Raw genomic sequence first — 24,842 nt, 5'->3', positions numbered from 1 at the left:
AATGATTCAGGGGTCATTTCATAACTCAAGGGGGAACTAATAATGCGTATCGGTATTCCAACAGAAATTAAAAACAATGAAAACCGTGTGGCAATGACGCCAGCGGGAGCTGTACATTTAGTACAAAATGGTCATGAAGTTTTTGTTCAAAAAGGAGCAGGTATAGGATCAGGCTTTACAGATGAAGAATACGTACAAGCTGGTGCGAAACTTGTTGAAACTGCTGAAGAAGCATGGAATCAAGATATGGTTATGAAGGTAAAAGAGCCAGTTGCAAGTGAATACGGCTATTTCCGCGAAGGTTTAATTTTATTCACATACTTACACTTAGCTCCAGAACCAGAATTAACGAAAGCATTAATTGATAACAAAGTGGTATCAATTGCATACGAAACAGTACAATTAGACAATCGTTCTTTACCATTACTTGCACCAATGAGTGAAGTAGCTGGTCGTATGTCTGCACAAATCGGTGCACAATTCCTTGAGAAAAACAAAGGCGGTAAAGGTATCTTGCTTGCAGGCGTTCCAGGGGTGAAACGCGGCAAAGTAACAATTATCGGCGGTGGTCAAGCTGGTACAAACGCAGCGAAGATTGCAGTAGGTTTAGGTGCAGATGTAACAATCATCGACTTAAGTGCAGAACGTCTTCGTCAGTTAGATGACATTTTCGGAAACCAAGTAAAAACGTTAATGTCTAACCCGTATAACATTGCAGAAGCTGTAAAAGAATCTGATCTTGTAATCGGTGCAGTATTAATCCCAGGTGCAAAAGCGCCAAAACTTGTAACAGAAGAAATGATTCAATCAATGGAACCAGGTTCTGTCGTTGTAGATATCGCGATTGACCAAGGTGGTATTTTCGAAACAACTGACCGTATTACAACTCATGATAACCCAACTTATGAAAAACACGGCGTTGTTCACTATGCAGTTGCAAACATGCCAGGTGCGGTTCCACGTACATCAACTCTTGCATTAACAAACGTAACAGTACCATATGCAGTACAAATTGCTAACAAAGGCTATAAAGACGCTTGCTTAGGCAACTCTGCATTATTAAAAGGTATTAACACATTAGATGGCTATGTAACATTCGAAGCAGTGGCAGAAGCACACGGCTTACAATACGCTGATGCAAAAGAGCTTCTTGAAAAAGCTCCTGCTTTATCATAATAGAGATACATTTAAGACCTTCCTTTACGAGGAGGGTCTTTTTTTAGGGAATAATATGTAAAAAATTGTTACTTATTGATGTTAATGGATGTTTATTGTGATAATTTAGAATTATACAATAAAAAAGAGGGGATTCAATGGGGAGCAAAAATAAGAAGAAAAAGCAAGCTAAGAGACAAAAATATATAAAGAAAAAACAGGAACAGAACATTCCAACTTCAAAAAAAATAGTCATTATGATAGAAAAAACGTTTCGGTATGTTTGTATGGTTCTGTATGTGATTTTGTGTATGGGTTCATTTGGGGTGCTTTACAGTTTTGGGATAACACCGAATATTATTGAGAGTATTTTAGAGTTTATACTTGCCGTAATAGAATTAGTTTTATTCATTATATTCTTTGATACAGTATGGCCTAGTCATGAAAGTAAGAGAGATAGGAAAAGAAAAAAGAGAAAAAAATCTTCATACGTTTCAAGTTCGTCAAGTGGATTTGGTGACTACAGTAGCAACAATTGTAGTAGCTCAAGTGATGGTGGAGGAGATTGCGGAGGTGGTGGAGATTAAATTGGTTATTTCAAAAAAACGAATAGTGAAAGGATGGAACGAAATATGGAAACTGTGAACTTAATAGAACTAACAAAAGATATTCAAAATCAACATAAAAACTTCGTCGTTTCAAATGTAAATAGTCATTGCTTACGAATTGCTGTATTTACGGGTGAATATGATTGGCACTATCATTCTAATTCGGATGAATTATTCATTGTATTAGAGGGAGAACTATTTATCGATTTTCAAGATGGAGAAACAGCGGTTTTAAAACCAAATGATTCAATTTTAATTCCAGCATGTACGATTCATAGAACGAGAGCATTAAAGAGAACGGTAAATCTTTGTTTTGAAAATATAGAGGCTGATACGATTATTGTGGAGGTCGTATGAGAAGGTTAGAGATTGAAGAATACGATAAAGTAATTCCACTTTTAGAAGGGAATCAACGAACAACGACTTTTGCGTATGCAGTTTGTGATCAAAACATAAATGGTGAAATTTTTATAAATGAGAAATTAACAGCAGGACTAATCGTCACAGCTAACGGCATTTATTATTTGTTTGGTGATACTTATGACCAAAGTTTTAACGAAGATTTAGTTTCATACATTGAAACAGCTATTGAAAAAACAGAGAAACGATTTACACTGTTCACTTCGAGTAAAGAGTGGGAAATGATGATTGAGGAGCGTTTTAGTAATACACTTTGGAAAATTCCACGAATGACATTTCAATTTCAAAGAGAAATTTTTGAAGCTAGAAAACGAGATTTAAACAAAAATACATATGAAGTTAAGTGTATTGATAAAAGCAATATAGAAAGAAGCAATGAATTTACAGAGGACTATTACAAAGAGTATTGGGGATCAAAAGAAGTGTTTTTAAATAGTGGCTTTGGTTTTTATATAGAACAAGATGGGATGATTGTAGCTGAATGTGTTTCAATATTTAACGGGAATGGATTTGCTGAAATTGATATTGTAACGCATGAAGCGTATCAAGGGAAAGGGTTAGCTCACGCTGTCGCAACACGTTTTATTGAGCATTCCATGCAAAATGATATTATACCGTGCTGGGATTGTTATGTAGACAATATTCCTTCGCAAAAATTAGCTAGTAAATTAAGTTTTCATAATCCAATAGAATATAGTTTGTTTGTACGTAAGAGAACGGGGGAATAAAAATGAATGTGGAGTTAACGAGATTTAAAGTGAAACAAGGTAAAAGTCATCGTGTAGATGAATGGATGCAGCTTCTTAATGGCAATATGAAAGAAGTGCTTTTGACATTAAACGACGAGAAAATGTATGTAGAGACAATTTTCCGGGAAATAAGAGATGGAGAAGAGTACTTATATTGGTATTCTGTGCAAGGAGAAGGTGGGGCTCTTGTCGAAAATTCTCATCATGAAATTGATAAAAAGCACTTAGCGTTTTGGTATGAGTGTATTAATGAAGAAGCGCCGGCTATTGATATGAAAACAGAAGTCGTTATGATTCAAGATGTTGTGAAAGAAGCGATGAAATAATAGAATAATATTTTTGTGAGAAGTGCATCAAAATGGATGTGCTTTTTATTATGAAAATTTTTTCGAAAAGGCTGTATACATTTTGTGCTCTCAAACGTTGAGTATATAGAAAGGAGAGCTAGATGAGTCATGATACGTTTGAATCATTATTAATAGAGAAATCAAAAGCTGTGTTTGGATTTCAGGGGAGTTATGCTGATAGAAAGGCGAGTACGAGTTGATTGGTTCTATGAAATCTTTAAGTGAAAATAAAGGGGGGATATCAAGAACATTTTAGGACAAACTATGATGAGATGAACAACTTCGAATCAAAAGACCTACCAATATATGGTGTAGTTGTAACAGGCGAAACAGAGGATTTACAAAGTTTACAAGGAGCACCATATATTAAGGCTGCTGTTAGAGGTGTAACAGTTGAGAAATATTGATTACAAGTAATTAATGTGAATAATCAGAAAACTTATGTTATAATATGGGAAAAGGAGGTTTATATGAGGCAAATACATGGAGCAATTTATATTTACATAACAATGTTTTTCGTAGGAGCATCTTATGGTTTAGGGCATGTGTATTCGCATCCTGTATTAACCTTTTTGAGTGGAGCATGTATGGTGATTGCGTTTCTTGTCCACCTTTTCTCAGTTTGGATCGTGAAATTTCAAATAAATATTAGTGAAATAGAAGAAGGCACTTTTTAAGGTGCCTTCTTTTTTTAATAATATTTGGGAAGCTCTTGCAATAATTTTTCAATTTCGCATTCGGTTTCTTTACATATAGACAGTGTGTGTGAAATGTAGTCTTGTTTGATGAGATGATAAAAAGTAGAGTAAATGAGTTTGTCCCTTAAATAGCTATCAGTAACACCGATTTGCTCGAGCATATTGGAACTTAAAGAATCGATGTTAAGTGTGTTATTAATTATGTAATTATTGTTACGAATTTCTTCTAACTGTTGCTGTAACATATAAACCCCCTATTTTAGAAAATTCTGTATTTAAATAGTATAATAGACGGAAGGAATAGACAATAAATAAGTGCTTTTGAATGGAGGGGCATTATGAAGAGAGCATTATTCTTTTTTATTAGTATTTTCTTGTTAGGAAGTTGTTCGATTTCGTATGTTACTTTTTCTAGCGAGAGCAAAAGTTGGACGGGGCAATATAAAGGTCATATTAAGGATGACAGTGAAGATGGAATGTTTACGTTTCAGTATAAGGGCGGAGATGGAAATACAGAATTTAAAAATTTAGAGATTGCTATTAATGAAGCGTTTCGTACAATGACACAAACGTCAGAAAGTCATAAAGGGGCAAGGATTGAAATGAAATCATCTTGTGTAAGTTGTGCGCCTCTATCTAAAGATGAACCGATAGAGGTTGTGATTAAATGGGATGATAAGTATGAAGAGAAGATGGTTTTAAAGCGGAAATAGCGAAGAGTGAGGGATTAAAAATGAATAGAAATATGAAAATTTCTATGCATATATTTTTAAGTGTATTTCTAATCATATTATCAGCGTGTACTATGAAAACAGTAGAGCAAGTAGGAGTAAAAGAAGAACCTAAAGAAGGGTATGTAATATTGAGAAATGGCACAATATTTTTTGAAAGTGATAAAACTTTTAAAACAAAAGTAGAGTTGCAAAATTATATGGAACAACAAATGAATAAAGAGCATCCATCAGATATAGTGTTGAGTTTTAAGGAGAAAAACACATCTAATCAATTAAAAACAGGGGATAAAATAAAAGTATGGTCTTCTCATATACTTGAAAGTTACCCAGGGCAAATGATTGTAGAGAAATTTGAAGTAGTAGAGAAATAGAAAAAGGCAGCAATTACGCTGCCTTTTTATTATTTTATAAATTGTAATTCTTTCGGGAACTTCGTTAAAATTTCTGATCCGTCTTTTGTGATATAAATATCATCTTCAATACGAACGCCACCTACGTTTGGTACGTAAATACCTGGCTCGATTGTGAAGACCATACCCTCTTTTAATGGAGACTCGTTACCAGCTTTTACATCTGGATATTCGTGTACGCTAATTCCAAGTCCGTGACCAAGGCGGTGTGGGAAGAAGTCGCCGTAACCTGCATCTGCGATAACAGAGCGAGCAGCGTTGTCGATTGCGCCAAGTGTAACACCTGGTTTACATGCTTCAACTGCTTGTAGTTGTCCAGCAAGTACAGTGTTATAAATGCGAGTTTGTTCTTCAGAAATGTCACCGAATGCTACTGTACGTGTAATGTCAGAGCAATAACCTTCAATGATTACGCCTAAATCAAATAGTACGAAATCGCCGCGTTTCATTTTGTTGGCACCTGGAATACCGTGTGGAAGAGCAGAGTTTGCACCTGCTAATACCATCGTATCGAATGACATTTTATGGATGCCTTTTGTTTTTAATTCATGCTCAATAATTGCTAATACTTCTAGCTCGCTGCGATTTTCTTTAATTGCATTTACACCCACTTCAACAGCATAGTCTGCCATTTTAGCTGCTTCGCGTAAAATAGAAAGTTCTTTTTCGTCTTTAATTAAGCGAAGCTCGCGAACTTTCTCTTCAGCTGATTTGAAAGCTGCATTTGGGAATAATTTTGTTAATTCTTCGTAACGTTCTACGTTTAAATGTTCTTTTTCAATTGCAACTGCATTTGCATTGATGCCGCGGTCTTTAATTGCTTTTGCAATCATATCCCATGGTCTGTCAGTATCAGTAAATCCGATAATTTCATGTGCCCAGCCAGCGTTACGTGCTTGGCCTTCTTCCATTTTAGGACAAATTAAAATAGGTTCTTTTTCTTGGAACACAAACATACCAAGTAGTCTTTCATGTGGTTCACAATGGAAGTTCGTCATGTAGAAAACGTTTGGTGTAGAAGTTAAGAACGCAGCTTCTACGTTTTTTTCTTTTAGCCATTGCATTAAATTTTCTAATCTAGCATTCATCGATTGGCACCCCCGAGATATTTAATTACAAATATAACTTTACATCGGACGAAAGCGTTATGACAAGTAAATAGATGTTAGAAAAGACAGGGAATTAAGAAATCATGTAGAATAAAAAGTGTGAATGTGAATAGGGGAGGAATGTAATGATGAAAGTATCTTATCACGGGCATTCAGTTGTAAAGATTGAAACGAATGGAAAAGTTATTTTAATTGATCCATTTTTAACGGGAAATCCGAAAACAGATTTAAAGGCTGAAGATGTAAAAGTTGATGCGATTCTTTTATCGCATGGACATGGTGATCATGTTGGAGATACAGTAGAGCTTGCGAAGAAAAATAATGCAGTTGTTGTAGCGCCATTTGAATTAGCGACATTTTTAGGATGGCAAGGTGTAAATACACATCCGATGCATATTGGTGGTTCGCATGAATTTGACTTCGGAAAAGTGAAGTTTACACAAGCATTCCACGGTTCTAGTTATATTGATGAAGAAAATAAGACGATTACATATACAGGTATGCCAGCGGGTATTTTGTTTACAGCAGAAGAGAAAACTGTGTACCATGCAGGAGATACCGCTCTATTCTCTGATATGAAATTAATTGGGGAACTGAATAACATTGATGTAGCATTTTTACCAATTGGCGATAATTTCACAATGGGACCGGAAGACGCTGTTTTAGCTGCAAAATGGATTGGTGCGAAAACAGTTGTACCAATGCATTACAATACGTTCCCAGTTATCGAACAAGATCCATATCAATTTGTAGAAAAACTACAAAATTGTACAGGGAAAGTATTAAAATCTGGAGAAAGTATTACATTATAAAAAAGAAACCCTTCATTTGAAAAGACAAGTGAAGGGTTTTTACGTGTTCAGTATAGCTTTGAAAGCTTGTGGTTGTTTTGGTGATTCTTTTCTTTTTGGAAGTGGCTGTTCAGGTGTTTCATTCAATTCCATCGCAACTTTTTTTCCATCCACGAAAGCTAAAAATACAGCACCTATAACCTCTAAAAATTTTCTCATCATTTATCCGCTCCTTTGTTTCATTTCTTGTCTTAATTGTATATTGAAGCGTCTGGACAAACTATCGAACGAGATGACAATACCATTACATTGTTGTAATAGAAAGACGGGTGTAATGTAAGGAGTATTTTGTTATAAAAAAAATGGTACAGGTATATAAAGAGAGAGTGTAACAGTTTTGAAAATATAGTATACTGAAAATACAACACATGAAGAATTTAGGGAAAAGAAAGTATGGTGAAACCATTTGGCTACCAAGCATAATCAAATTTTAGAACATATTAATAGCCTGCCAGTAGGGCATAAAATTTCTGTGAGGCAAATTGCAAAAGATTTAGGTGTAAGTGAAGGGACAGCTTACCGTGCAATTAAAGATGCAGAAAATAAAGGGTATGTTAGTACAATTGAACGTGTCGGAACAATTCGAATTGAACAAAAGAAGAAAGAAAATATCGAAAAACTGACATATGCAGAAGTCGTTAACATTGTCGATGGTCAAGTACTTGGGGGCAGAGAAGGACTACATAAAACATTAAATAAATTCGTAATCGGAGCTATGAAATTAGAAGCGATGATGCGCTATACAGAAGCAGGGAACTTACTGATTATCGGTAACCGTACGAACGCACATCAATTAGCGTTAGAAGCTGGAGCTGCAGTGTTAATTACGGGCGGATTTGATACGGAAGATCATGTGAAGAAATTAGCAGACGAATTAAAGCTTCCAATTATTTCGAGTAGTTATGATACATTTACGGTCGCAACGTTAATTAACCGTGCAATTTATGATCAACTTATTAAGAAAGAAATTGTACTCGTTGAAGATATTTTAACGCCAATTGAAGAAACGTTATATTTAAAGCCAAATGATACAGTACAGCAATGGCATGCCTATAATGAAGAAACGATGCATGGACGTTATCCAATTGTTGATGAAAATAAAAAGGTGTTAGGTATCGTAACTTCAAAAGATATGATTGGTGTCGTAAAAGAAACACCAATTGATAAAGTGATGACAAAGCATCCGATTACGGTAAATGGAAAAATGTCTGTTGCAGCTGCGGCACGTATGATGGTATGGGAAGGTATTGAGTTACTTCCTGTTGTGGAAGAAGGGAATAAATTGCAAGGGATCATTAGTCGCCAAGATGTACTTCAGGCGCTGCAAATGATTCAGCGCCAACCGCAAGTTGGCGAAACAATTGATGACATTGTAACAAATCAATTTATGACACCGAAAGAAGCGAAAAATGAGCATCTGTATCAATTTTCAGTGACGCCACAAATGACGAATTCAATCGGAACGTTATCTTACGGTGTATTCGCAACAATTGTGACGGAAGCGACAAACCGTGTTATTCGTGCGCAGAAGAAGAGCGATTTAATTGTTGAGAACTTAACAATTTATTTCGTAAAGCCGGTTCAAATTGATAATGTTGTATCGGTTCATCCGAAAGTATTAGAAATTGGCCGTAAATTTGGTAAGGTTGATGTGGAAGTGCATCATGAAGGTAATGTTGTCGGGAAAGCATTACTTATGGTGCAGTTAATCGATAAATAAAAAGATGGAACAAATCGTTTTGATTTGTTCCATCTTTTTTTGTTGAAAGAATAGAATCAAAAAAGAAAATAAATTGCGTATTATTTCATATTCATAGTAGAAATACTCGGGAATTTGAAAGTGGAGGAAATGTCGTAGTGATAAGGAGGTGTTGAATGGCTGGGATAATTTTCTTTTTAGTTGTCGTATGTATCATAATTGTTCATGTGTTAACACATAGAAGAATGAATGGTATTAAAAAGAAGTTGTATTTTGTAAGTTTGATTCTCGCAAGTATTGGTTCCTTTATTCCTATATCAGGAGAAAATGAGCTTGATTTCCTTTATTTTGGTGTACCAGCTGAAACGTTTGTTTATTATGGTGGTTGGGAAGTCTGGTTTAATCCATTAGGGTTTTTCTTTAACTTTATTTTGTTTTATTGGGTATTGAAGCTACTGCTAAAGATATGGGAGGGTTTTAGCTGGAAGACAAAGAAGTAGCAGGATATATATGTGGAGAAGTAATTATATAATTAAAAATCAGAATATTAATTCAATTTGATTTTATACTATGTTATAATTGTATTGTAAGATAATGGATTTTTGGAAGGTGGTATACCATATGTCATCAGAATTACTCCTTTTTGTTGGTATCGCACTATTTTACTTTCTTGTAATGATACCGATTCAATATTTATATTTACAAGGACTGCATGAAAAAAAGAAACGAACAGGATTATCACAGCGAGAACTATATGAAAAGATGTCCTTTGAAGAAGAGCAATTACATTTTCATGTGCAAGGTAACCTCTTTAATATACCATCCGCGTTTGTTGCATATATGATTTTGAAAGTTAAGGGACGTAAAAAAGCATCACAATATTGATGCTTTTTTACGTTGTTTTATAAGATTCGGCTTCTTTGACTGCCAATGGTAGAAAGTGTTTATATTGGCGGAATCCATTAAATGTACTCGCGCTGCCAAATAAAATAAATAAAGCACCAACAATAATGCGGGCAGTTGAAAGTTCTAAAAAGAATTGGTTTATCCCGAAAAATAGGACGAATAAGCCGAGTGCCATCGCGGATTTTCCAGAGAGCCACCCTTTCTCCATCGGACGGTTTGTACGAAAGAATTTTGTTTTATAGAAAAGATACAACATAAATGAGACGATAATACAAAAGACTAATACTGGCATAATGCACACTCCCATCGCTTCGTATAAAATGGTAAAGAAAAAGAAATATCTAAACTTTCTAATTTTTATTATAAAGCAATTGTTCGCATGTATGAAATATTTTCCGTTATAATGGGGGATAAAGTGAAGAAGTTGAATAAAAAGGAGATTATACATATGCATGAACAAATTTTAGGAGCAATTAAAGAGTTTGATACGATTATTATTCATCGTCATGTACGTCCGGATCCAGATGCATTGGGTTCTCAGTGCGGACTTGGTACAATTCTGCAAGAATCGTTTCCAGAGAAAAATATTTATATGGTTGGGTACAACGAGCCTTCTTTATCGTTTTTACGAGTAATGGATGATATTGAAGATAGTGTATATGAAGATGCACTTGTTATTGTTTGTGATACAGCAAATCAAGAGCGTGTTTGTGATCAACGTTATACAAAAGGAAAGATGTTAATTAAAATTGATCATCATCCGAATGAAGATCCATACGGAGATATTACGTGGGTGGATACGACAGCTAGTTCTACAAGTGAAATGATTTATGAGTTTTACAGTTATGGAAAAGATAAAGGATTAAAGATAACAACAGAAGCAGCTCGCCTTATTTTAGCGGGTATTGTCGGTGATACAGGTCGTTTCTTATTCCCGAATACAACAGCAAAAACACTTCGTTACGTAAGTGAGCTCGTTGACATGGGTGTTAAATTCACAGATTTATACAATGAGATGTATAAGACGAAAGAAAAAATTGCTCGTTTAAACGGTTATATTTTACAAAACTTTACGATGGTAGAAGAAGGTGCAGCGTATATTAAATTAACGAAAGAGGTACTAGAAGAGTTTGATGTACTTCCTTCTGAAGCATCTGGTGTTGTCGGAGCGCTTGGTAATATTGACGGATTAAAGGCATGGGTTCTATTTTTAGAGGAAGGCGATGTGATTCGTGTTCGTCTTCGTTCAAAAGGACCAGTTATTAATAAATTAGCAATGCAATATAATGGTGGAGGACATCCGATGGCTTCTGGTGCAAAAGCATCTTCTTGGGAAGAAGCGGATCGTCTTTTTGCTGATTTACGTGAGCTGTGTAGATAAAAATTGTATGTTGAACGAAAGAGAAGGAGAGGCACTGAAGCCCTCCTTTTTTGTTTTTAAATCCAAATATCATTAAATGGAGATTTACGGAGGTATTTTTTATTTTTCTTTCTCTATAACAATACTAATTTCCAGTACGGTATCAAAAGAGACTGTGTCTACTTTAAAGCGATATATACGATCGTAATGTTTGTACGTTTTATTTTCGATTACTTTTTTGAGTAGGTCTTTATTTTTTGCGATGCTTTGAATGTTTTTCGTTAAAAGATGCTGGAGATCATTATGGATAGAAGTAGTCATGTTTTCGAGTGTAAGGTTGTCTAAATCATATTTTTCACGATTTATAATTTTTATTTTAATTTCTTGAATTGTTAAGAGCCGCTTATTTTCTGTATTCAATTTCTCTTGATCTTCGAGAAGGACGTGGAGTTTTGCTTCTTGCTTTTCTATAATTTCTCTTTGTTCTGCTATTTCACTAGCTTGTTCCTGCTGAAAAACACCATATATGTACAAAAAAATAAACCAGCTCAAAACGCCTCCAACAGCAGCACCTGCTAAAACTAAGTACCATCTTTTGGCTGTATTGGCACTTGGTACTCTCATACATGTTCCTGCGTTAGCCATTTAATAATAATAAGACCAGTTTGCATACCACCAGTTGCAAAAAAAATAAGGAGAATTTGTTTTACGATATCTTTCATATCTCCGCCAAAGAAGCTTCTTTCAAAGCTATAAAAGGTATCGAACGTTCCACCTATCGCTGCAACGAGTGCCCAGATTCTTAAATTTTGTGCAAATTGATTAATATAAGTTAGAGCTGGTTTTCCAATGAGAAATGCACCAAATCCGCCAATTAATGAACCACCAAGTATAACTCCAAAGGCAATAAAGTAACTAATAATAAGCAGAGAGAAAAAAGTATGTTCTCTTACATCCATCGTCATTCCCCTTTCTTCTTCATGTATATGGACAAAGTATGAGAAGTATGTTTTGATTTCCGCTTTCCTCATCACCTATAATAAAAGTAGTCAAATAGGTAAAGAGAGGGTACAACAGTGAAGTTTGTGCATTTACAATGTCAAACCGTTTTTAGTTTGTTAAAAAGTGCTTGTAAAATTGATGAGCTTGTCATTCGGGCGAAAGAGCTTGGATTTTCATCGCTGGCCATTACAGATGAAAATGTTATGTATGGAGTTATTCCGTTTTATAAAGCATGCAAGAAAAATGGTATACAGCCTATTATCGGCTTAACAGCTTCTATTTTTAGTGAAGAAGAAGAAAAGTCTTATCCACTCGTCTTACTTGCTGAGAATGAAATAGGCTATCAAAATTTATTGAAAATTTCTAGCAGCATTATGACGAAGTCAAAAGAGGGTATTCCAAAGAAGTGGCTCGCCCATTATGCGAAAGGATTAATTGCAATTTCACCAGGGAAAGACGGAGAGATTGAACAGTTATTATTAGAAGACAAAGAGAGTCAGGCTGAAGAAGTAGCTCATACGTATCAAAATATGTTCAGCAATTTTTATATAAGTTTGCAGCATCATGCGATTCAAGATGAACTGCTTTTACAAGAAAAGCTGCCTGAATTTATTAATAAGGTAAACGTTCCAGTCGTTGCAACAAATGATGTACGCTACATTAATCAAAGTGATGCACTTGTTCATGAATGTTTATTATCTGTTGAAGGCGGAACGAAAATGACTGATCCAGATAGGCCGAGAATGAAAACGGATCAATATTATTTAAAGTCATCGGATGAAATGGAAGCACTATTTTCTCATGCTGAGGAAGCGATTCAAAATACAATAAAAATCGCGGAGCGTTGCCGAGTAGAAATTCCTTTCCATGTAAATCAATTACCGAAATTTCCTGTTCCATCTAACGAGACGAATGATACGTATTTGCGCCGTGTTTGTGAAGAAGGCTTGCGCAAACGATATGGTACGCCGAAAGAAGTGCACATACAGCGTTTGAATCATGAATTAGATGTGATTTCTAGTATGGGATTTAGTGACTATTTCCTCATCGTATGGGACTTTATGAAATACGCACATGAAAATCATATTTTAACAGGACCAGGACGTGGATCGGCAGCTGGTTCACTCGTTTCTTACGTATTGGAGATTACAGATATCGATCCGATTGAATATGACTTACTATTTGAAAGGTTTTTAAATCCTGAACGTGTGACACTTCCAGATATTGATATTGATTTTCCAGATATAAGACGTGATGAGATGATTCGATATGTGAAAGATAAATATGGTCAGCTTCGTGTTGCTCAAATTGTAACGTTCGGAACTCTTGCAGCGAAAGCCGCAATTAGGGACATCGCTCGTGTAATGGGGCTTCCGCCAAGAGATATTGACATATTTTCAAAACTTATCCCATCAAAGCTTGGTATAACGTTAAAAGATGCATATGAGGAATCTCAGTCACTCCGTGAGTTTATACAAGGGAATCTTTTGCATGAGCGTGTGTTTGAAATTGCAAAACGTGTAGAGGGATTACCGCGTCATACGTCTATTCATGCGGCCGGCGTTATTATGAGCCAAGAACCGTTAACAGGAAGTGTAGCAATTCAAGAAGGGCATAACGATGTTTATGTTACGCAATATCCAGCCGATGCATTAGAAGAGCTTGGGTTGCTCAAGATGGACTTTTTAGGATTACGTAATTTAACGTTACTTGAAAATATTATAAAGTTTATTGTGAAAAAAACGGGGAAACACATTGATATAAGAAATTTACCTCTTCAAGATGAAAAGACGTTTCAATTGTTAGGAAGAGGGGATACAACAGGTGTATTCCAGCTTGAATCAGGTGGTATGCGAAATGTACTTCGTGGGTTAAAACCGAATGAATTTGAAGATATAGTTGCTGTTAACTCGTTATACAGACCGGGACCGATGGAACAAATTCCAACCTTTATTGAATCGAAGCACGGAAAACGACGAATTGAATATTTACATCCGGACTTAAAGCCGATTTTAGAAAGAACATATGGCGTAATTGTATACCAAGAACAAATTATGCAAATCGCATCGAAGTTAGCCGGATTTTCGCTTGGAGAAGCGGATTTACTGCGCCGTGCAGTGAGTAAAAAGAATCGTGATATTTTAGATCAAGAACGTAAGCATTTTGTTCAAGGTTGTTTGAAAAACGGATACGATGAGACAGCTTCAGAACAAATTTACGATTTGATTGTAAGATTTGCGAACTACGGTTTTAACCGAAGTCACGCTGTAGCTTACAGTATGATCGGATATCAGCTTGCCTATTTAAAAGCGAATTATACGCTAGAATTTATGACAGCACTATTATCAAGTGCAATTGGAAATGAAGATAAGATTGTGCAGTATATACGAGAAACGAAACGAAAAGGGTTTCATGTTTTGCCACCGTCTCTTCAGAGAAGTGGTTATAACTTCCAAATGGAAGGGAATGCGATACGTTACAGTTTACTTTCAATTCGAAATATCGGGATGGCTACAGTGACGGCGTTACTCGAAGAACGAGAGGAAAAAATGTTCGAAGATTTATTTGAATTTTGTCTTCGTATGCCATCAAAGTTTGTAACGGAGCGAAATTTAGAAGCGTTTGTCTGGTCGGGATGTTTTGACGATTTTGGTGTTTCGAGAACGAATTTATGGAAAAGTCTTAAAGGAGCGCTAGAGTACGCGAACCTTGCACGTGATTTAGGAGATGCTGTTCCAAAATCAAAATATGTACAAGGAGAAGAGCTACCCTTTATTGAACAGTTAAATAAAGAGAAAGAAGCCCTCGGTTTTTATTTATCTAGTTACCCGACAGCGCAGTATGCGAAGTTAGGAAAAGAATTAGAAATCCCATCTCTAGCTCAGGCGATGCGACATAAGAAAAAAGTACAAAGAGCGATTGTGTATATAACAAGTGTGAGAGTGATTCGTACGAAAAAGTTTCAAAAGATGGCGTTTATTACATTTTGTGATCAAAATGATGAAATGGAAGCGGTTGTTTTCCCGGAAACGTATATACATTTCTCAGACAAGTTACAAGAAGGGGCAATTGTTTTAGTTGACGGTACGATTGAGCTAAGGAATCATAAGCTGCAATGGATTGTAAATGGACTCTATCCGTTAGAGGAAATGGATGTTTATGAAGAAAAGAAAGACGCATCTGTTTACGTGAAATTGCCATCTCAGTATGAGAAAAAGCTTTTAAATCAGGTTACAAAAATATTGTTTGACTATTCAGGTTTTGCGAAAGTACTAATTTATTATGAAAAGGAACATAAAATGGTACAATTATCTCGAAGTTTATCAATTCATCCAAGTGAAGAATGCTTAGGAACACTTCGTGAAATTGTCGGCGGCGAAAATGTCGTTGTGAAAATATAATGGACAATTTCCCTACACTTCGATTATTATAGTAGTAGTGTTCGTGGTCAGACCACTTGGAGAAATTGATATCAGCAAGAATAATTTGAGGAGAGTGGATAGTTTGTCAACACTTCGTGAAGAAGCACTTCACATGCATAAAGTGCATCAAGGAAAATTAGAAACTGTATCAAAAGTAAAAGTAGAAAATGCAAAAGATTTAAGTCTTGCATATTCTCCAGGGGTTGCAGAGCCTTGTAAAGAAATTTATGACGATAAAAGTAAGGTATATGAATATACAATGAAGGGAAATATGGTAGCAGTTGTGACAGATGGAACGGCTGTACTTGGTCTTGGTAACATTGGACCTGAAGCATCTCTTCCAGTAATGGAAGGTAAAGCTGTATTATTCAAGAGCTTTGCTGGTGTAGATGCATTCCCGATTGCCTTAAATACAAACGATGTAGATAAAATTGTTGAAACTGTAAAATTAATGGAGCCAACTTTTGGCGGTGTAAACTTAGAAGATATTGCAGCACCAAACTGCTTCGTTATTGAAGAACGTTTGAAAAAAGAAACAAATATTCCTATCTTCCATGATGATCAACACGGAACAGCTATCGTAACAGTAGCGGGCCTTGTAAACGCGCTGAAATTAGTTGGAAAGAAAATGTCTGACATTAAAGTTGTCGCAAATGGCGCAGGTGCAGCGGGTATTGCAATCATTAAACTTTTATATCGCTATGGTGTACGTGACGTTATTATGTGTGACCGTAAAGGTGCAATCTATGAAGGTCGCCCTACAGGTATGAATCCGGTGAAAGATGAAGTTGCAAAATATACAAATAAGAATCGTATTGAAGGTTCTTTAGCTGACGTTTTACAAGGTGCGGACGTATTCATTGGTGTATCTGCAGCAGGTGCATTAACTGAAGAGATGGTTCGTACAATGAATGACGATGCAATTATTTTTGCAATGGCGAATCCGGTTCCAGAAATTATGCCAGAATTGGCAAAAGCAGCGGGCGCAGCTGTTGTTGGAACAGGTCGTTCTGACTTCCCGAACCAAGTAAATAATGTACTAGCGTTCCCTGGTATTTTCCGCGGTGCACTTGATGTACATGCGACACAAATTAATGAAGAAATGAAGATGGCAGCTGTACAAGCCATTGCAGAGCTTGTATCAGAAGATGAGTTGAATGCGGACCATATCATTCCGGCGCCATTTGACGCGCGTGTAGCGCCTCAAGTAGCGGCTTACGTTGCGAAAGCGGCAATGGAGACAGGAGTAGCTCGCCGTCAAGTAGATCCAAATGAAGTCGCTGAGAAAACAAAACAATTAGCGCTGATTGGTAAAGAATAAGCGAGGAATTTCCATTGACATCATCAAATACAAAAGTATATCTCGAAATTGTAAAAAAAATCCGTTCCATAATGGAAGAGGATGGTTTAGTAGCGGGGGATCGTTTGCCGTCTGAGCGTGAGTTAAGTTCACGCTTAAACGTTGGACGTTCCTCTGTAAGAGAAGCATTGCGTGCTTTAGAACTTGTAGGGTTAATTGAAACAAGACGTGGTGAGGGGACGTTTATTCGAAACTTTTACGATAACGGTCTTGTACAATTAATTGCTCCGTTCTTGCTGCAAGATGAGAAAACAATTCGTGATTTATTACAAACAAAACGATTGCTTGAGAAAGATATGATTCGAATTGTATGTGATTTGCCGAAAGAAACGTTTTCTAAAGTGCTAAGTAAATTACACCAAGTGCTTGAAGAAAATGAAAGCTCAATTCCAATGCTTCATCAAACGTTCTTTAAAACACTTATTGAACAATTCGATAATTATTTACTTTATCGCATTTGGATGATCGTAAATGATTACGTTGCAACGCTTTCTTGTGAAATTTCAGGAGATTCTATCGAAATATATAGAAAGCTTTATGCTGCCTTGAAAGAGAAACAAGAAAATGATGCGTTAAAAATTTACGATGAATTAGTAGAGAATATACAGTTTCACTCGTAATGTATAAAATTTGTCGAAATGACCATGACACGTTATGACAAACATTCTACCGCATAGCGGTTAAAGTTAAACGTAAAGAGTGAGGTTATTAGACAGATTGAGAAGATAAGGCTAACATCAAACTTTGGTGTTAGCCCAATTTTCTTCTTGCGCTAACCTTAGCTCTCAACGAAGGGGGTCAAATTGTGCTAAGAGATTTATTCGTGAAAAAGAAAAAGTACGCTGCAATACCTTCAGAACAAGTACGAAAAGATGTACCGGATGGCGTTATGACAAAATGTCCGAAATGTAAAAAAATCATGTATACGAAAGAGCTGCTAAAAAATTTAAAAGTATGTGTGAATTGTGGATATCATCATCCTATGAATGCATGGGAACGTCTTGATAGTATATTGGACGAAGGGTCATTCCGTGAGTATGACAAAGAAATGGTTTCATTAAATCCACTCGAGTTTCCAGGATACGAAGAGAAACTAGAGAGCGATCGTAAGAAGACTGAATTGAACGAAGCGGTTGTAACTGGTGAAGGAACAATTGATGACATGCTTGTTGTTGTTGCAGTAATGGATTCTCGTTTTCGAATGGGCAGCATGGGCTCTGTTGTAGGAGAGAAGATTGCCCGTGCAGTTGAAAAAGCGTACGACTTACAAGTTCCATTTATTATCTTTACTGCATCGGGTGGTGCCCGTATGCAAGAAGGGATATTAAGTTTAATGCAAATGGCAAAAACAAGCGTAGCTTTGAAAAAGCATAGTAATGCAGGAGGACTATTTATTTCTGTTATGACTCACCCGACGACGGGCGGGGTTTCAGCGAGTTTCGCTTCACTTGGTGATTACAATCTTGCAGAGCCAGGTGCACTTATCGGATTTGCTGGTAGACGTGTAATTGAACAAACAGTGCGTGAGAAACTACCGGAAGATTTCCAAACGGCAGAATTTTTACTAGAGCACGGTCAATTAGATGCGGTGGTGCATCGTGATGATATGAGAGAATCGCTCCGTAAGATTTTAGAAGTTCATCAAGGAGGGGAAATGGCTGTATGGCAGAGTTAGAATTTGAGAAACCAGTTGTTGAGCTAAGAAATAAGATTCGTGAACTGAAAGACTATACGAAAAACAGCCAGATGGACTTCAGTGAGGAGATTCGTATTTTGGAAGACAAGCTAGAAAAATTAGAGGAAGATATATACGGCAATATGAAAGTATGGGACCGTGTTCAAATTGCTCGTCATGCAGAACGACCGACAACGCTCGATTATATTGAGCACTTATTTACTAATTTTTTTGAATGTCATGGAGATCGCCTATTTGGCGACGATGCAGCGATTGTCGGCGGCATTGCGAAATATAAAGGGATGCCTGTAACTGTAATTGGGCACCAACGCGGAAAAGATACGAAAGAAAATATTCGTCGTAATTTTGGGATGCCTCATCCAGAAGGATATCGAAAAGCACTGCGTCTCATGAAACAAGCGGAAAAGTTTAATCGTCCTATTATTTGTTTCATCGATACGAAGGGAGCTTATCCTGGTAAAGCAGCTGAAGAACGTGGACAAAGTGAGGCAATTGCCCGTAATTTATTTGAAATGGCGGGTTTAACTGTACCTGTTATTTGTATTGTTATCGGTGAAGGTGGTAGCGGTGGTGCGTTAGGTCTTGGAGTAGGAGATTACATTCATATGCTGGAAAATTCCACGTATTCTGTTATTACACCAGAGGGTGCGGCGGCAATTCTTTGGAAAGATGCAGGAAAAGCGAAGGAAGCTGCAGAAGCGATGAAAATTACAGCATTAGATTTGAAAGAATTAGGTGTAATTGACGAAATTATTCCAGAGGCAAAAGGCGGAGCGCATCGTAATGTTTTAAAACAATCAGAAAATATAGATTTAATGCTTAAGAAAACTTTTGAACAATTAAGCGGAATTTCGAAAGATGAATTAATCGAAAAACGTTATGAAAAATATATGAAAATTGGGCAAGTTTCGTTTTCAAACGCTTCCATTGGGATAAAATAAGAAAAGCGTGCGTTCCTCTTCGCGAATGCACGTTTTTATTATGAAAAGACACATCTTCTCCATTGTGTTTTTGTATTTTTTCGTGTTATTTTATTATAAGGCAAATAATCTTTATGAGGTGAGTACAAATGAAACGTATTGGTGTATTAACAAGTGGTGGAGATTCACCTGGTATGAATGCTGCCATTCGTGCAGTTGTTCGTAAAGCGATTTTCCATGATATTGAAGTATATGGTATTTACCATGGATACGCTGGTTTAATTTCTGGTCATATTGAAAAATTAGAACTTGGTTCTGTTGGCGATATTATCCACCGTGGTGGTACAAAATTATATACAGCAAGATGTCCTGAGTTTAAAGACCCAGAAGTACGACTTAAAGGAATCGAGCAATTAAAGAAACATGGTATTGAAGGACTTGTTGTTATTGGTGGAGATGGTTCTTACCAAGGTGCTAAAAAATTAACTGAGCAAGGATTCCCATGTGTTGGTGTACCAGGTACAATCGACAATGATATCCCTGGAACAGACTTCACAATTGGTTTCGATACAGCTTTAAATACTGTTATTGATGCAATTGATAAAATCCGTGATACAGCTACATCTCATGAACGTACATATGTTATCGAAGTAATGGGGCGTCATGCTGGAGATATCGCATTATGGGCTGGTTTAGCTGATGGTGCCGAAACTATCTTAATTCCAGAAGAAGAGTATGACATGGATGATGTTATTGCTCGTCTGAAACGCGGTAGTGAACGTGGTAAAAAGCACAGTATTATCGTTGTAGCTGAAGGTGTTGGAAGTGCGATTGACATCGGTAAGCACATTGAAGAAGCAACAAGCTTTGATACTCGTGTAACTGTATTAGGTCACGTACAACGTGGTGGATCACCAAGTGCACAAGACCGTGTATTAGCAAGTCGTCTTGGTGCAAGAGCAGTTGAATTATTAATTGCTGGTAATGGCGGACGTTGTGTTGGTATTCAAAACAATAAACTTGTTGATCATGACATTATCGAAGCGTTAGCTCAAAAGCATACAATCGATAAAGATATGTATCAATTATCTAAAGAATTATCCATCTAATCGGCTTAATGCCTTGTATTTGGGAACGGTTTCATAATTTTCGGAGGTGCAATATGCGTAAAACTAAAATTGTATGTACTATAGGTCCTGCTAGTGAAAGTATTGAGAAATTAGAACAATTAATGGAAGCGGGTATGAACGTTGCTCGTTTAAACTTCTCTCATGGTAGCCATGAAGAGCACGGCGCTCGTATTAAAAACATTCGTGAAGCTTCAAAGAAAACTGGTAAAACAGTTGGTATTTTACTTGATACAAAAGGTCCGGAAATCCGTACTCACGACTTCGTAGACGGACAAGCTGAGCTTGTAACAGGTGCGGAAGTAATTCTTTCTACTGAACAAGTATTAGGAACTGCAGAGAAGTTCTCTGTATCTTATGCTGGTCTTTATGATGATGTTGACCCAGGTTCTCGTATTCTAATCGATGACGGTCTTATCGAACTAGAAGTAATCGAAAAAGCTGATGGAAACATCCGTACAAAAGTATTAAACAGCGGAACTGTAAAAAATAAAAAAGGTGTTAACGTACCAAACGTAAGCATTAAGCTTCCTGGTATCACTGAAAAAGACGTAAAAGATATCGTTTTCGGTATCGAGCAAAAAGTTGATTTCATTGCGGCATCTTTCGTACGTAAAGCATCTGACGTATTAGAAATTCGTGAATTATTAGAAGGACATGACGCTCAATACATCCAAATCGTACCAAAAATCGAAAACCAAGAAGGTATCGACAACATCGATGCAATCTTAGAAGTTTCTGACGGTTTAATGGTTGCTCGTGGTGATATGGGTGTAGAAATTCCACCAGAAGAAGTACCATTAGTACAAAAGCGTCTAATTAAAAAATGTAACGTATTAGGCAAACCGGTTATTACTGCAACACAAATGTTAGATTCTATGCAACGTAACCCACGTCCGACTCGTGCGGAAGCAAGTGACGTAGCAAACGCAATCTTCGATGGAACAGATGCAATTATGCTTTCAGGTGAAACTGCTGCGGGTCAATACCCTGTAGAAGCTGTAACAATGATGGCTAACATTGCAGTGCGTGTTGAAAAATCATTACAATATGAAGATATGTTCAAAAAACGTATTAAAGAGTTCACTCCAACAATTACAGATGCAATTAGCCAATCTGTTGCGCATACAGCACTTGCTCTTGATGTAGCTGCAATCGTAGCTCCAACAGAAAGTGGACATACTGCGAAAATGATCTCTAAATACCGTCCAAAATCTCCAATCGTAGCTGTAACATCTGACGAGCAAGTAGGACGTCGTCTTGCACTTGTTTGGGGTGTACAAGCGTTTATGGCTGGAAAACGTGCAGCTTCTACTGACGAAATGTTAGATACTGCAATTCAAACAGGTATGGATGCAGGTCTAATCGGACTTGGAGACACTGTAGTAATCACTGCTGGTGTTCCAGTTGCTGAAACTGGTACAACAAACTTAATGAAAATCCACGTTGTTGGTGAAGAAGTTGCTAAAGGACAAGGAATCGGTCGTAAAGCTGCAAAAGGTAAAGTAGTTGTAGCAAAAACAGCTGCTGAAGCTGTAGCGAACGTAAACAAAGGTGATATCCTTGTTACAACAAGCACTGATAAAGATATGATTCCTGCAATTGAAAAAGCTGCTGCTTTAGTTGTTGAAGAAGGCGGCTTAACAAGCCATGCGGCTGTTGTAGGTGTATCTATCGGTATTCCTGTTATCGTTGGTGTAAACGGCGTAACAACAACTTTAAAAAATGGCCAAGAAGTAACAGTTGATGCAGCACGCGGAATTGTTTATAATGGACATGCGGAAGTGCTATAAGAAGTAATACGGAGAGAAGGAGCGGAGTCCTTCTCTTTTTTTTACACAAAAAAGGATAGAGATAACTTTAAACGCCTGAAATCACTCCAGGAAACGTTTGTTATAACGTTTATTGGAGAGGGTTGTTTATCTTTTATGAGGCTTATACGGACGTCGTAAGGGACTTATAAGGGGCTTGGTAAGGTGAAAGGAAGATACTTAAACCTTTGAAATGAAATGTGAAGGAGTGCGAGCTATGAAGTGGTTACTATTCTTGCTTATTTTAATACCGGCGATTGAAATTACGGTCTTAATTGGATCAAGTCATGTAATAGGTTTATGGTCTACGTTCGCTATGATTGTATTTACAGGTATTGTAGGTGTGTATTTGGCGAAACGGCAAGGGTTTAAAATAGTTAGAGAGATTCAATTTAGGTTAAATAGAGGAGAAATGCCGGGTGATGCCGTCCTAGATGGTATTTTCGTCTTTATAGGAGGTATTCTTTTAGTGCTTCCTGGATATGTGACAGATATAATAGGTTTTATCTTTGTTATCCCAGTAACGAGGGTTTTATTGAAGCCGATTGTTATGAAGTGGATTGATTGGAAATTGAGAAAGAAGGCTACTATTATTGTTCAGAAATAACACTTAGATTATAGCGATCTAAGTGTTATTTTTTTATTGTATTTTCTATTTATACCTCTGGTAGTTAATGCTAGGTAGAATACAGGGGGTTACGGATTGGGAGTTTTACATTAGGGTAATATTTTTTTGTGTTGTTTAGTGTGAAAAAAGTTAGATGAGAGAAAAAACTACTGATTAAAGGAGTGGTTCGCCCTATTTTGTATATCTATTCATTTACATAAAAAGTAATAAATGTAAGTAATAATTATAAAATAAATAGAATAAAAATGTAAAAATACCGCGAAATATGCGTTTTTCATGAAAAAAACAAGAGAATTATCCTTTTTTAGGAAATCCTCTCGTTTGAAATGTAGTTAGTATAAAAATAAGTACAATGAATAATCAGTGGGAAATTCCCACTGATTACAGTTAAGTTTTTTGTTGTATGTGAATTAGAAAATATTATTTTGATGGTGAGCCTTTAATGAATTTCCATAAGTCATGGAAAACGTGGGCTTTGTGTAATGTGTTAAGTAGTACTAATGTGACTGGACCGATGATTAATCCTAAAAAACCAAAGAGCTTAAAGCCGACAAATAAAGCGATGAGTGTCGCTAATGGATCAAGTCCAATATTAGATGAAAGTACTTTCGGCTCCATGATTTGTCTTTGGACAATCACGACGATGTATAAGATGAGAAGACCGATGGCGAATGCGGTGTCGCCTGTGAAAAATACGTATATAACCCAAGGAACGAAGACGGCTCCAGTTCCTAAGTATGGGAGTAAATCTACAACTCCTGTAATAATCGCGATAGTAATTGCGTATGGCACGCGTAATATTAAAAGGCCGATTAGTACAATGACAGTTGTCATAGACACGAGTGTAAGTTGTGCTTTAACAAAACCAAACAAAGCTTTTCTTAAATCGACAAAAATAGTTTTTCCGTATCCGTGTACACGATTAGGTAAAAAATTTCTTACTTTATGAGCAAGATGGTGCCAATCGTAACTAATGAAGAAAGTTGCTAATAAAATGAATACAAGGACAGTTAAAGTTGTTGGTAATGCGCTAATGAAATTTGTTAATCCACTTATAATAGCGGTTAAAAGTTCTTTCATTTGTGTCGTTGCTTCAGTGCCTAAGTTTTGAATGTTTTGTGTAATAGTATATCGTTGTGGTTCGCCGAGATGATTAAATTTAGAAATTAAATCATCGTAGAGAGGCATAATATGATTAAGCGCAAATTGTTGAGCGAATGCAACGATATCTGGGAACTTCACTGTAACAATTTGAAGTAAGTATGTTGTGGCGGATATTGCTTCAGTTACAAGGTATGTAACAAGTCCGACGATAGCCCCGAATACGAGAATTAAGCTAACGAGTACTGCTAATGCACGAGGGAATTGTAGTTTTTGATTAAGGAAATTGACGACAGGATTAATCAAATAAGCGAATGCAAAAGCGATAATAAAAGGATAGATAAGTCCTGACATGTATAGTAATACATAGAACCCAGCTACCGTTGCTACAATGACAAATATGAGTCGCAATATCATATATAGTAAGTTTCGGTTCAAAGATGTATACCTCCCATTCCAATTTGTATTAGCCTAATTCGTTCAACTTATAACGAGTAGCATTCACTGATTAAAGTTTCACTTTTATGTTATAGTGGAATGATGGATTTTCCCTGCTTTTTCAGTACATGAACGACTGTAAAAGCTTGTTGATGATGCTTCTACTATATGGTAAAAACTTCATTTTCTCTTCTTTTTATTTTACCTGTTTCTTGTTAGAAAAGAAAGGAGAGACAATCGTTTTCAAAAATGTATACATGCTTTACTTTTTTTTGTTACAGTCTCATTCTG

The 24,842-nt window shown here is 36.5% G+C and carries 27 protein-coding genes and 2 pseudogenes; 22 read left to right on the top strand and 7 right to left on the bottom strand.

Annotated elements, in window-relative coordinates; translation table 11 throughout:
* The first annotated feature begins 42 nt into the window (after positions 1–42).
* The 7 genes and pseudogenes from ald (at position 43) to MRBLBA3_RS09540 (ending at position 3,956) form a co-directional block, all read left to right on the top strand.
* On the top strand, positions 43–1,176 hold the full coding sequence (gene ald, locus MRBLBA3_RS09570) for an alanine dehydrogenase (RefSeq protein ID WP_001219389.1): 1,134 nt from the start codon (positions 43–45) through the stop codon (positions 1,174–1,176).
* 137 nt (positions 1,177–1,313) lie between these two features.
* Positions 1,314–1,742 (top strand): hypothetical protein, encoded by a 429-nt coding sequence (locus MRBLBA3_RS09565; protein WP_044737583.1) that lies wholly within the window; start codon positions 1,314–1,316, stop codon positions 1,740–1,742.
* Positions 1,743–1,787: 45 nt separating this feature from the next.
* Positions 1,788–2,120 (top strand): cupin domain-containing protein, encoded by a 333-nt coding sequence (locus MRBLBA3_RS09560; protein ID WP_044737584.1) that lies wholly within the window; start codon positions 1,788–1,790, stop codon positions 2,118–2,120.
* Positions 2,117–2,911 (top strand): GNAT family N-acetyltransferase, encoded by a 795-nt coding sequence (locus MRBLBA3_RS09555; RefSeq protein ID WP_044737585.1) that lies wholly within the window; start codon positions 2,117–2,119, stop codon positions 2,909–2,911. Before MRBLBA3_RS09560 ends, MRBLBA3_RS09555 begins: the two co-directional genes overlap by 4 nt.
* Positions 2,912–2,913: 2 nt before the next feature.
* Entirely contained in the window at positions 2,914–3,258 is a 345-nt protein-coding gene (locus MRBLBA3_RS09550; RefSeq protein ID WP_363380992.1) for a DUF6176 family protein, read from the top strand.
* Positions 3,259–3,428: 170 nt separating this feature from the next.
* Positions 3,429–3,686: pseudogene (locus MRBLBA3_RS20095) on the top strand (anti sigma factor C-terminal domain-containing protein); the annotation flags it as partial.
* Positions 3,687–3,749: 63 nt separating this feature from the next.
* On the top strand, positions 3,750–3,956 hold the full coding sequence (locus MRBLBA3_RS09540) for a hypothetical protein (RefSeq protein WP_001248910.1): 207 nt from the start codon (positions 3,750–3,752) through the stop codon (positions 3,954–3,956).
* Between the two features lie 32 nt (positions 3,957–3,988).
* On the opposite strand, the pseudogene MRBLBA3_RS09535 reads toward MRBLBA3_RS09540, so the two are convergent.
* Positions 3,989–4,222, bottom strand: a pseudogene (locus MRBLBA3_RS09535) (hypothetical protein); the annotation flags it as partial.
* 93 nt (positions 4,223–4,315) lie between these two features.
* On the opposite strand from MRBLBA3_RS09535, the gene MRBLBA3_RS09530 reads away from it, so the two are divergent.
* Entirely contained in the window at positions 4,316–4,690 is a 375-nt protein-coding gene (locus tag MRBLBA3_RS09530; protein WP_000816734.1) for a hypothetical protein, read from the top strand.
* Between the two features lie 20 nt (positions 4,691–4,710).
* Positions 4,711–5,082, top strand: a complete 372-nt coding sequence (locus tag MRBLBA3_RS09525; RefSeq protein ID WP_044737587.1) for a DUF3221 domain-containing protein — start codon at positions 4,711–4,713, stop codon at positions 5,080–5,082.
* Between the two features lie 29 nt (positions 5,083–5,111).
* Here MRBLBA3_RS09525 and pepQ read toward each other — a convergent pair whose 3' ends face one another.
* Entirely contained in the window at positions 5,112–6,209 is a 1,098-nt protein-coding gene (pepQ, locus tag MRBLBA3_RS09520; RefSeq protein WP_044737588.1) for a Xaa-Pro dipeptidase, read from the bottom strand.
* Between the two features lie 149 nt (positions 6,210–6,358).
* Here pepQ and MRBLBA3_RS09515 point away from each other — a divergent pair, with 149 nt between their 5' ends.
* Positions 6,359–7,042, top strand: coding sequence for a metal-dependent hydrolase (locus tag MRBLBA3_RS09515; RefSeq protein WP_044737662.1), 684 nt, complete (start codon positions 6,359–6,361; stop codon positions 7,040–7,042).
* Between the two features lie 39 nt (positions 7,043–7,081).
* Here the strand turns inward: MRBLBA3_RS09515 and MRBLBA3_RS09510 are convergent, their stop codons facing one another.
* Positions 7,082–7,243, bottom strand: coding sequence for a hypothetical protein (locus MRBLBA3_RS09510; RefSeq protein WP_000984674.1), 162 nt, complete (start codon positions 7,241–7,243; stop codon positions 7,082–7,084).
* Between the two features lie 244 nt (positions 7,244–7,487).
* Between MRBLBA3_RS09510 and MRBLBA3_RS09505 the strand changes: the two genes are divergently transcribed.
* The 3 genes from MRBLBA3_RS09505 (at position 7,488) to MRBLBA3_RS09495 (ending at position 9,665) form a co-directional block, all read left to right on the top strand.
* A complete protein-coding gene (locus MRBLBA3_RS09505) occupies positions 7,488–8,801 on the top strand; it encodes a CBS domain-containing protein (protein ID WP_000201570.1) in 1,314 nt (437 codons plus the stop codon).
* A 155-nt stretch (positions 8,802–8,956) separates the two neighbouring features.
* Entirely contained in the window at positions 8,957–9,280 is a 324-nt protein-coding gene (locus MRBLBA3_RS09500; protein ID WP_044737589.1) for a hypothetical protein, read from the top strand.
* Between the two features lie 121 nt (positions 9,281–9,401).
* Positions 9,402–9,665 (top strand): DUF3949 domain-containing protein, encoded by a 264-nt coding sequence (locus tag MRBLBA3_RS09495; protein ID WP_000093647.1) that lies wholly within the window; start codon positions 9,402–9,404, stop codon positions 9,663–9,665.
* A gap of 7 nt (positions 9,666–9,672) precedes the next feature.
* Here the strand turns inward: MRBLBA3_RS09495 and MRBLBA3_RS09490 are convergent, their stop codons facing one another.
* Positions 9,673–9,978, bottom strand: coding sequence for a YtpI family protein (locus MRBLBA3_RS09490; RefSeq protein ID WP_001144758.1), 306 nt, complete (start codon positions 9,976–9,978; stop codon positions 9,673–9,675).
* Between the two features lie 156 nt (positions 9,979–10,134).
* Between MRBLBA3_RS09490 and MRBLBA3_RS09485 the strand changes: the two genes are divergently transcribed.
* Entirely contained in the window at positions 10,135–11,067 is a 933-nt protein-coding gene (locus MRBLBA3_RS09485; RefSeq protein ID WP_000545125.1) for a DHH family phosphoesterase, read from the top strand.
* A gap of 99 nt (positions 11,068–11,166) precedes the next feature.
* On the opposite strand, the gene ytrI is transcribed toward MRBLBA3_RS09485, so the two are convergent.
* Together ytrI and MRBLBA3_RS09475 are read right to left on the bottom strand one after the other, a co-directional pair.
* The gene (gene ytrI / locus MRBLBA3_RS09480; RefSeq protein WP_001265739.1) at positions 11,167–11,670 is read right to left on the bottom strand and encodes a sporulation membrane protein YtrI; all 504 of its coding nucleotides are present in this window, start codon (positions 11,668–11,670) and stop codon (positions 11,167–11,169) included.
* On the bottom strand, positions 11,667–12,080 hold the full coding sequence (locus MRBLBA3_RS09475; protein WP_141528859.1) for a YtrH family sporulation protein: 414 nt from the start codon (positions 12,078–12,080) through the stop codon (positions 11,667–11,669). Before MRBLBA3_RS09475 ends, ytrI begins: the two co-directional genes overlap by 4 nt.
* Positions 12,081–12,122: 42 nt before the next feature.
* Between MRBLBA3_RS09475 and dnaE the strand changes: the two genes are divergently transcribed.
* The 8 genes from dnaE (at position 12,123) to MRBLBA3_RS09435 (ending at position 22,991) form a co-directional block, all read left to right on the top strand.
* Positions 12,123–15,449: a DNA polymerase III subunit alpha gene (gene dnaE, locus MRBLBA3_RS09470; protein WP_000673704.1), complete on the top strand. Its 3,327-nt coding sequence runs from the start codon at positions 12,123–12,125 to the stop codon at positions 15,447–15,449.
* 133 nt (positions 15,450–15,582) lie between these two features.
* On the top strand, positions 15,583–16,791 hold the full coding sequence (locus MRBLBA3_RS09465) for an NAD(P)-dependent malic enzyme (protein WP_165444500.1): 1,209 nt from the start codon (positions 15,583–15,585) through the stop codon (positions 16,789–16,791).
* Between the two features lie 14 nt (positions 16,792–16,805).
* Positions 16,806–17,450, top strand: coding sequence for a FadR/GntR family transcriptional regulator (locus tag MRBLBA3_RS09460; protein ID WP_000204430.1), 645 nt, complete (start codon positions 16,806–16,808; stop codon positions 17,448–17,450).
* Positions 17,451–17,635: 185 nt separating this feature from the next.
* The gene (accD, locus tag MRBLBA3_RS09455) at positions 17,636–18,505 is read left to right on the top strand and encodes an acetyl-CoA carboxylase, carboxyltransferase subunit beta (protein WP_000942865.1); all 870 of its coding nucleotides are present in this window, start codon (positions 17,636–17,638) and stop codon (positions 18,503–18,505) included.
* Complete coding sequence (accA, locus tag MRBLBA3_RS09450) at positions 18,493–19,467, top strand: acetyl-CoA carboxylase carboxyl transferase subunit alpha (protein WP_000818787.1); 975 nt, start codon at positions 18,493–18,495, stop codon at positions 19,465–19,467. Before accD ends, accA begins: the two co-directional genes overlap by 13 nt.
* Positions 19,468–19,595: 128 nt before the next feature.
* Entirely contained in the window at positions 19,596–20,555 is a 960-nt protein-coding gene (gene pfkA, locus MRBLBA3_RS09445) for a 6-phosphofructokinase (RefSeq protein ID WP_000821159.1), read from the top strand.
* A gap of 53 nt (positions 20,556–20,608) precedes the next feature.
* The gene (gene pyk, locus MRBLBA3_RS09440) at positions 20,609–22,366 is read left to right on the top strand and encodes a pyruvate kinase (protein ID WP_001232681.1); all 1,758 of its coding nucleotides are present in this window, start codon (positions 20,609–20,611) and stop codon (positions 22,364–22,366) included.
* 235 nt (positions 22,367–22,601) lie between these two features.
* Positions 22,602–22,991 carry an FxsA family protein gene (locus tag MRBLBA3_RS09435; RefSeq protein ID WP_044737591.1) on the top strand — a complete coding sequence of 130 codons (390 nt, stop codon included), beginning with the start codon at positions 22,602–22,604 and terminating at the stop codon, positions 22,989–22,991.
* 441 nt (positions 22,992–23,432) lie between these two features.
* Here the strand turns inward: MRBLBA3_RS09435 and ytvI are convergent, their stop codons facing one another.
* Positions 23,433–24,551: a sporulation integral membrane protein YtvI gene (gene ytvI, locus MRBLBA3_RS09430; RefSeq protein WP_001081384.1), complete on the bottom strand. Its 1,119-nt coding sequence runs from the start codon at positions 24,549–24,551 to the stop codon at positions 23,433–23,435.
* Positions 24,552–24,842 lie beyond the last annotated feature (291 nt).

This window comes from Bacillus sp. LBA3-1-1.1, from assembly GCF_040676495.1.
GTDB lineage: Bacteria > Bacillota > Bacilli > Bacillales > Bacillaceae_G > Bacillus_A > Bacillus_A nitratireducens.
The sequence above is the reverse complement of the archived record's forward strand: the minus strand, read 5'-3'. Positions and strand labels throughout refer to the sequence as shown.